At 62.7% G+C, this 5433-nt stretch carries 5 protein-coding genes and 2 pseudogenes; 5 read left to right on the forward strand and 2 right to left on the reverse strand.

Translation table 11 applies throughout. The annotated features are described in order from the left end of the window. Positions 1-117: 117 nt before the first annotated feature. The 5 genes from ACFXB5_RS52345 to ACFXB5_RS52365 all read left to right on the forward strand — a co-directional run bounded on the left by ACFXB5_RS52345 (position 118) and on the right by ACFXB5_RS52365 (position 4631). Positions 118-936 carry an enoyl-CoA hydratase/isomerase family protein gene (locus tag ACFXB5_RS52345; protein WP_385222873.1) on the forward strand — a complete coding sequence of 273 codons (819 nt, stop codon included), beginning with the start codon at positions 118-120 and terminating at the stop codon, positions 934-936. A gap of 12 nt (positions 937-948) precedes the next feature. Beyond that, positions 949-1728, forward strand: coding sequence for an enoyl-CoA hydratase/isomerase family protein (locus ACFXB5_RS52350; protein ID WP_385222876.1), 780 nt, complete (start codon positions 949-951; stop codon positions 1726-1728). A 4-nt stretch (positions 1729-1732) separates the two neighbouring features. Further along, on the forward strand, positions 1733-2221 hold the full coding sequence (locus ACFXB5_RS52355) for a flavin reductase family protein (RefSeq protein ID WP_385222878.1): 489 nt from the start codon (positions 1733-1735) through the stop codon (positions 2219-2221). A 46-nt stretch (positions 2222-2267) separates the two neighbouring features. Then, positions 2268-4097, forward strand: coding sequence for an AMP-dependent synthetase/ligase (locus ACFXB5_RS52360; RefSeq protein WP_385222881.1), 1830 nt, complete (start codon positions 2268-2270; stop codon positions 4095-4097). A 369-nt stretch (positions 4098-4466) separates the two neighbouring features. Further along, positions 4467-4631, forward strand: coding sequence for a LysR family transcriptional regulator (locus ACFXB5_RS52365; RefSeq protein WP_385222884.1), 165 nt, complete (start codon positions 4467-4469; stop codon positions 4629-4631). Here the strand turns inward: ACFXB5_RS52365 and ACFXB5_RS52370 are convergent. Together ACFXB5_RS52370 and ACFXB5_RS52375 are read right to left on the reverse strand one after the other, a co-directional pair. Next, a pseudogene (locus tag ACFXB5_RS52370) lies at positions 4601-5100 on the reverse strand (IS5 family transposase); the annotation flags it as partial. The gene ACFXB5_RS52365 and the pseudogene ACFXB5_RS52370 overlap by 31 nt on opposite strands. Before the next feature lie 163 nt (positions 5101-5263). Beyond that, positions 5264-5433, reverse strand: a pseudogene (locus ACFXB5_RS52375) (ISAzo13 family transposase); the annotation flags it as partial.

The raw sequence follows: 5433 nt of genomic DNA on the forward strand, positions 1-5433 counted from the left end.
CGTCGTGCGCCCGGCCGACGACATCCTCGCCGAGATCCGAGCCGCCCGCCCCGCCCACGAAGAAGCACTCCGCCAGTTCAACGACACGCACAACCTCGCGCAGAAGGAGACGGTTCGATGAGCGACCTCTACCACCACGGCACGGGTGACATCCTCGTCGAACGCAAGGACAACGGCGTCCTCCTGATCACGTTCAATCGCCCAGAACGGTACAACGCCTTCACCCTGCCGATGTTCGAAGAGATGAACCGGATCTGGGCTGATGTCGAACGCGATGACCAGACCTGCGTCGTAGTTGTGACCGGGGCAGGCAATGCCTTCTGTACTGGTATGGACGTTGCCCAGCCCGATCCCACGCACGAAGACGCGCTTGCGATCATGGAGACCGAACGCAAGCGAACTTCAACGATCCTGCGGATCGAGAAGCCGATCATTTCTGCGATCAATGGGCCCACGGTCGGTTACGGGCTGTCGACGGCGCTTCTCGCCGACATCAGCATTGCTGCGGACGATGCGGTGCTGATCGAAGGGCACACCAAGGTCGGCGTGACCGCTGGCGACCACGCCGCACTTATCTGGCCGCTGCTCGTCGGCATGGCTAAGACCAAGTACTACGTCCTTACCTCCGAGAAGTTGAGTGGCGCCGAAGCCGAGCGGATTGGTCTCGTCAGTCTGTCCGTTCCGCGTGAGCAGGTACTGCCCCGTGCCCTCGAGGTCGCGTCCCAGCTGGCACGTGGGTCCCAGCAGGCGCTCCGATTCACCAAGCGCGCTCTCAACACCTGGCTCACCAATGCGGCGCCTCAGCACGAGCTGTCTACAGCCCTCGAGATTCTCGACTTCGCTAGCGCCGACTACGCCGAAGCGCGCCAGGCTTTCCGGGAGAAGCGCCCCGTGGACTTCCCTTCTGCGCGCAACGCCGGCGCACCCGCGAAGTAACCGGAGACGAGCATGACCGCAGGTTCGCACAACACAGCACTAAGCCTCGTCCACGCATCAGACGAAGTGGACGGGGTGGTTGTACTCACCCTTAGCCACCCGCCTGCCAACACGCTCAGTAACGCTCTCGTCAGCGAGCTGACAGCGAAGCTGGTCACGCTCGCTACCGGCCCTAACGCTCCCGCAGTGGTCCTGACGGGAGCTGGCGAGCGCTTCTTCTGCGCAGGTGGTGACATGAAGGAAGCCGTCGACTTCGACGCCAATGTCATGGTCGAGCGGATGGCAGGCTTTCACGCGCTGCTTTGCGCACTGGAGAACTATCCCCGGCCGCTGGTGTGTGCGGTCAACGGGTGGTGCGTCGGCGGCGGGATCGAGATGGCCCTGTTCACCGACGTGGTCTACGCGGCGGTGGGAGCGCGTTTCGTCTTCCCTGAGATCAAACATGGGATGCTGCCAGCTGTGAAGGGCATCTCGCGAGTGCGTTCGGTCGCGGGTGACCGTGCATCTCGGCGTCTCTTGCTGGGCGGAGAGCCCGTCGACGCAGCGACTGCGGAGGCAATCGGGATTGTCGACCAGGTCGTCGAGCAGAACGAACTACTTGCGACCGCGGTGGCGGATGCGCGCTCAGCAGCGGCGAAGTCGCCTGCCGTATTCGCAGCACTGAAGCGGGCCCTGCACTCGGATACGACCGGCTGGCCAGACGAAGAGCAGCTTCGCGTCACACTGGCTGATGCGCGCACGGTCTTCAACGACCCTGCCGCCCGAGCTGCCCACGAGGGGTACAATGGTTGATCAATTGCAGGAACTGGACCCTGCCGCTTTCCGCTCGGCATTGGCTCAATTCCCTTCAGGTGTGACGATCGTGACGACGCGAAGCGAGGCAGGCACACTGCACGGATTCACCGCGAGTTCCTTCGCCGCGTTGTCTCTCGACCCCCCGCTCATCTTGGTATGTCTGGACCGAGGAGCGGACTGCTTTCCCGTCTTCATGGCGGCTAAGGATTTCGTCGTGAACATTGTGACGGACGCCCATGCCGACTTGGCGCTGAAGTTCGCCACCAAGGGTGAGAACAAGTTCGCGGACGGCAATTTCGAACTCGATGAGGCAGGCAATCCGCTGTTGCCGGATGCGGCAGCAGTCATCAGCTGCGAGCTGGAGCAGGCCGTGCCCGGCGGAGATCACGTAATCCTCATCGGTCGCGTACGCGATGCACGGACAGGTGCTGGCAAGCCGGTGACGTGGTACCGGGGTGGCTTCCTTCCCCTTGGGGAGCGAGCTGCATGAGTCTCATTGAGCACGGGCTTGCCTGCTCTGGAAGAGAGGCCGTCTCATGGATCTGATCAATTTCCAGCCGACCCGGACGCTACCGGGACTGCTCCTCGATCGCGCGCGCAAGGATCCCGATGCCGTTGCGCTGCGCTACTGGCGTGATGGATCTGTACAGGCGATCACGTGGCGCGCGTACGCCAATCGTGTGCGCGAGGTTGCACTCGGTCTCGTGGATCAGGGTGTCAAGCACGGCGATCGCGTAGCAGTGATGAGCAGCGCGCGCCCAGAGTGGGCGTGCGCAGCGCTTGCCGTTCAGAGTGTCGGCGGTGTCGTAATCGGCGTGTATCCCACCAACTCGCCTGCCGAGATAGAGCAGACCCTTGTACATAGCGAAGCGGTGGCCTTCGTCGGTGAGACGGCCACGGAGCTCAACAAGGTAGCTGAGGTCGCCGCTCGCACCCCGGATCTGCGGCTTGTGGTCGGAATCGATGCCGATCCGCCGACACTGCCCAAGGGTGTCAAAGGAACACGGTGGCAGACCCTGTCCGATGAAGGCGCCCGACACCATGAGGACGGCTCAGGTCTCCTCGCTCAGTTGGTCGCTGCGGGATCCCTCGACGATGCCGCCGTGCTCTTTTACACGTCCGGGTCCACGGGAGTACCAAAGGGCGTCACGCATTCGCATCGAACACTCCAGCACGCGGTCCAGACCTTTATCGGTCTCTATCCGCAGAGCCGCCGCCAGGAGCACGATGGCGTGGGCTTCCTGCCGTTGGCCCATGTAGCGCCAGCCCTTGTGTCGATCTTCGCGCCTCTGCTCTCACGTCTGGTGGTCACATACTGCAGCATCGGTGACTACGAGAGAGTGCTGCGCTCAGTCCGGCCAACGGCAGTGCTATGGCCTCCGCGGTTCTACGAGAAAATCGCCGGCGAACTGATCACACAGACGGAGACTTGGCCACGACTTCGCCGCGCTGTCTATGACGCTGCCATGTGGGTTGGCCGCAGGGTGGCTGAGGACCGCTGGTCTCGTCGCACGCCCTCAGTGCTGCTGCGGATCGCATACGCTGCCGCACTTCGTGGAGTGTTTCTGCCACTGCGGGCAAAGGTCGGGATGGATCGCATCCGCGTGGCCTACACGGCATCTGCGGCAATGCCTGAAAGCGTCATCGCGATTTGGCAGATCTGGGGGCTCGATCTGCGTGAGTGTTATGGCCTCACCGAGACCACCGGAGCCCCCATCGCGCATTTCAACCAACCATTCCCCCGGCCAGGCTTCATCGGCAGGATTTTCCCGGATCCGCGCTTCCAGGTGAAGATCGCGGAAGACGGAGAAATGCTGCTCCGAGCGCCGCTGCTCTTCGACGGATACTGGCGCAACCCCACGGAGACCGGAGCGGTCTTCCAAGATGACTGGTTCTGCACCGGTGACCTGGTAGAGCGTGCACCGAATGGTGACATCCGGCTTATTGGCCGGAAGAAGGACGTAATCATCACTCGGGGCGGCAAAACGATCAATCCTCAGCCCATCGAAACCCGGTTGAGGGAAAGTTCGCTCATCAACGAAGCCATCGTCGTCGGAGACGCCCGTAAGTACCTCACCGTCCTGATTGAGCCGAACACACCAGCAGACGGCCAGTCGACAGAGGCGATGGCTGAGCTTCTGCGAGCAGAGGTTGCTCGGGTCAACGCAGACCTTTCGCGTGTCGAGCAGTTGAAGGACTTTCGCGTTCTACCACGGTCCCTGCAAGTCGAGCATGGCGAGCGGACTGCGAACGGAAAGATCAAGCGTAATGCCGTCGTCCGCTCTTTCGCAGCACTGATCGACGAAATGTACGGCGCTAACGACGATGTGGCGATCGCGAACCACGTGCGCTCAAAGTCGAATTAGCTGGCTCATTCATGACAGCCGCTTGATTGGAGGCGATCTTGAAGGCGTTGGAGGAGGGCGTTCTACTTCGATGTGCAAGCAAAGAACCGAACACCCTTCCAGCGGCCTGCCTATGGCCATTCTATGGCCCGACGATCTGGTCGTCGTACCCCGGCAAGCGGTGCTGAATCCGACCTTTCCTCATCGCCTACTGACGAATCTTCCCGCACCTGCCAATCCAAGCCGGCTATCACAAGGGGCTCAGGAATGCGTATCCGTCGCTGTACTGCCCTCGAGCCGAGGAGGCCGCAGGGATCCGGTTTCGGGACGAGAGCACAGGTTCCATCGTGATTGCCATGTCCGTCCGTCTGTGCAGCACCAGGTGGTGCCATGTCGATACCTGACCTGACGCTGCGGCAACTGCGCGCAGTCCGGACCCTCGCCCAATCAGGTAGCTTCACGAAGGTAGCCGCGGCCGAGCATATTTCCCAGTCGGTCGTCAGTAGACGTATTAAGACCGTGTCCTATGTGGTGAGGCGGGCAAGTCTCTTGTAGCAGCACAGGGCGGCGGCGAGCCCGAGAAAGGCCAGGTAGTTGCGAGGATTGCGTTCGTAGCGGGGGCTGAGTCGGCGGTATCCGGACAGCCACGACATGGTGCGCTCGATGACCCACCGGCGTCGCCCTAATCATTCGCTGGACTCGATGCCTTTGCGGGCGATGCGTACTCCGATGCGCTTCCATCGGAGCCATCTGCGCAGGTCGGCACGGTCGTAGGCTTTGTCTGCATGCAGACGCTGAGGCTTGAAGTACCGGCCGCGGTGGGGGTCGTGTCTCGTTTGGTGCCCCTCCACCATGGGCTTCAGCCCTTCGCTGTCGTGGGTGTTGGCGGCCGAGACGCCGACGAGAAGGGGCAGTCCGTTTGCGTCCGACAGGATGTGCATCTTGGAACCCGGCTTGCCCCGGTCCACGGGGCTCGGACCTGTGTGTTCGCCGCCCTTTTCGCCCGCACGTGGGCGGTGTCCAGGCCAGCGGGCGGCCAAGCGCCGCCCGGGGATGTTCGCGCAGTGGAGGTGGACCAGTTCCCCCTCCCTGGTCTGGTGATCAGGACGACAAGAGCCGTATGACGAGAGATCGTCACGTACGGATCTGTGGGAGCCGGAGGGTGCGAATCCCTCCGGCTACCCGACTTTCGAGGTGCCCGGCGGCATGTGGCAGACCGTGATGTCCAAACCCGTCTCGGTGGCCAGGGCTGCGAGTTCCATCTTCCAGGCGCGGGTGCGGTGGCCGTTGGAGCCGCCGGCGTCCGCGGTGATCAGCAGACGGCCGGCGGCCGGATAGTCATGCCGCCCTCGGGCCT

Origin of the sequence: Streptomyces sp. NPDC059455 (assembly GCF_042750115.1) — a bacterium.
Lineage (GTDB): Bacteria > Actinomycetota > Actinomycetes > Streptomycetales > Streptomycetaceae > Streptomyces > Streptomyces endocoffeicus.

Coding starts and splice junctions, on each gene's coding strand:
- ACFXB5_RS52345 (WP_385222873.1), top strand. CDS start 118: ATGAGCGACCTCTACCACCACGGCACGGGTGACATCCTCGTCGAACGC.
- ACFXB5_RS52350 (WP_385222876.1), top strand. CDS start 949: ATGACCGCAGGTTCGCACAACACAGCACTAAGCCTCGTCCACGCATCA.
- ACFXB5_RS52360 (WP_385222881.1), top strand. CDS start 2,268: ATGGATCTGATCAATTTCCAGCCGACCCGGACGCTACCGGGACTGCTC.
- ACFXB5_RS52365 (WP_385222884.1), top strand. CDS start 4,467: ATGTCGATACCTGACCTGACGCTGCGGCAACTGCGCGCAGTCCGGACC.